This is a genomic window from Flavobacterium macacae (genome assembly GCF_003865365.1).
GTDB classification, from domain to species: domain Bacteria; phylum Bacteroidota; class Bacteroidia; order Flavobacteriales; family Flavobacteriaceae; genus Flavobacterium; species Flavobacterium macacae.
Map to the genome: position 1 here is coordinate 1,988 of NZ_RQVR01000036.1, position 2,491 is coordinate 4,478.

Genomic DNA, 2,491 nt, shown 5'->3' on the forward strand with positions numbered 1-2,491 from the left:
CCCGTCATTTTACAGCAGACTCAAAAATCATATAAACATTGAAAATCAACACAGGAAATATCAATTGGGAGAAAAAAAGCGGAATTCTAATAATTGTAATTTGTTTGTCAGCAATGCTGATAAGACATTTTATTGAATATTATAGAGGAACTTGGATTTATCAATATGGAGCTCCTTTATCATTATTAGTATTTTATGGTGGAGTTTTATGGTCTTTTATTAATACTTTTCTTTTGATTTCTAAATATAAAACAGAACTGAGAAAAAATCTTATATGGATAATTCTAAGTGCAATTCCGTTTTTGTACATTAGTATAATGATGATAATAGCAATGAATAAAACTATTTAATAATGTTTTGGAATAGAAAGAAAAACAAATCAACAGAATATAAATGCTCAGAATGTGGTCAAATGCATATTGAATGGCCAGCATTAGCTTTTAATTCACCCGCTAATTACCATAATCTTTCTGACAATGAAAAATCGAAAATTGGAAAACTGGACTCTGATTTTTGTGAAATACATTATGAAGACCAAATTGACCGATTTATAAGAGTATCGCTTACTCAAAAAGTAAATGAAGCTTGTGAAACACTGCAATATGGACTTTGGGTATCACTTAGTGAAAAAAGTTATATAGATTATAAAGAGAATTTCAATAATCCTAATCACGAAACTGGATATTTTGGTTGGCTATGTAATAATGTTGCTGAATATGGAAATACTTCTTTAATTCCTTGCGATGTTATGACAAAAAGTGGAAATGAAAGACCTGAAATTTTCCCACACAAAGATTTTGAACATCCATTTGTTAGAGACTATTACAAAGGAATTTCAAAAACAGAAGCAGAAAATCGAATAGAAAGAATGTTAAAAAACGTCGGGTAACAGGCGTTTGACAAGATTGCGAATTTTGTAGTAAATTCACGTTTATTTCTCGCAAGAAATTTTATATTTAACAGAAAATAATCGGTCACGAAGTTCGCAACCTCGCCAAGCGCCGGAACGTTATAGGGCATTTTAAAAGACGACAGTGAAACGAATAGCAAACTCACCATTAAAAATTCTTGGACTTCTGACAGTAATATTCGGACTGTTAGGAGTTTTGACGTTTAGCTACTTTTTCTTTGTCGGAATTTATTTAGTTGGTATCGGACTTTTAATCTACCTCATTGACTTTTTAACACTCAAACTACTAAAAGCCAAAAAGAAATATTGGATAACTCAATCCATTTTCGCGACAGCTTATTTAATTCTTGCCTTCGTGACTTATATGAAATGGCAAGAACACAATTACCTGATTTTCCCCAAAGACTTTAAAGGACAAGCAGGAATTATTTTCGGAATTGAAGGTTATCCAGAACTTCCAAAAACAAAATTTTGGAAGAAAACAATCAATATACCCGCAGACGGGATTATTATAACTTCAACCAAAGTTGAAGACATTCCAAATTCAATTCGTTTTGCATACTCTGATAACTCAAAAGTTGAATATCAAGACATTAATTGGGAACCAAATTTTGAAATAGATTGCATAGTATGTGATAGTAAGATAAAAAGTTGGATATTTCAAGTTGACAAAGAAAGTTCAACAGTAAAGGAGATAATGACATCTCTGTGCAACGAAATTGCTGCAAACCAAAAGAGTAGCTTTTATAAAAGTGAAAACTCAGTTGTTTGGTCTGACAATAAAGGAAAATATTTATGGCTTCAGAATAAAAATTTAACTTCTTTACCAGACGGACTTGGGAAGCTCAATATTTACAAGGCAATATTGACAGGTAACGACTTAAAGGAAATTCCTGAACAAATTTTTGAAATTAATAGTCTTGAAGACTTGATTTTAGCTGTTAATCCTATCAAGGAATTTCCGTGCAACCTTTCACGACTGAAAAGATTAAAAAGTATCTCTGTTGCAGAAACAGGAATTAAAGAAATCAACTGCGACCTTTCTCAACTTGCCAGTTTGGAACATTTTGACATTGCTAGAAATGGATTGACAAAATTTCCAGACCAGATTAAAACTATACCAAATCTGAATTGGCTTTCACTTAATAGCAATCAGTTTTCAGATTTGTCATTTATAGACAGCAGACTTAAAAAGCTCGAAACACTATATCTTTATACAAACAAGGTGAAGAGCATTTCAAATGAAACAAGATTTCTTGGAAACCTAAAAGAGCTTTTAATCTTTGACAATCAAATTGAAAACATACCCGACAATATTGCTGACCTCAAAAATTTAGAAAAACTTGAAATTTGGGACAACCCAATAAAAAGTATTTCACCTAAAATAGCAGAGTTGACTAAGTTGAAATCAATACGACTTGATGACGACTTTTTAACTCAAACAGACAAAGACAATTTAAAAAAGTGGTTACCGAACTGTGAAATCAACTATCAGACAAGAAGCGAAAAGAAAAACGCCCTATAATCGAGTAGACGGCTCCGCCCCAAACGGAACGGAGTGCGCCTCTCACACCACCGAGC

At 32.4% G+C, this 2,491-nt stretch carries 3 protein-coding genes; all 3 read left to right on the forward strand.

Translation table 11 applies throughout. From position 1 onward, the window contains the following. Positions 1-38: 38 nt before the first annotated feature. Positions 39-350: a hypothetical protein gene (locus tag EG849_RS15780; protein WP_125014281.1), complete on the forward strand. Its 312-nt coding sequence runs from the start codon at positions 39-41 to the stop codon at positions 348-350. Positions 351-352: 2 nt separating this feature from the next. Further along, the gene (locus EG849_RS15300; RefSeq protein ID WP_125014283.1) at positions 353-889 is read left to right on the forward strand and encodes a DUF2199 domain-containing protein; all 537 of its coding nucleotides are present in this window, start codon (positions 353-355) and stop codon (positions 887-889) included. Between the two features lie 145 nt (positions 890-1,034). Further along, entirely contained in the window at positions 1,035-2,435 is a 1,401-nt protein-coding gene (locus tag EG849_RS15305; RefSeq protein WP_125014285.1) for a leucine-rich repeat domain-containing protein, read from the forward strand. Positions 2,436-2,491: the final 56 nt, after the last annotated feature.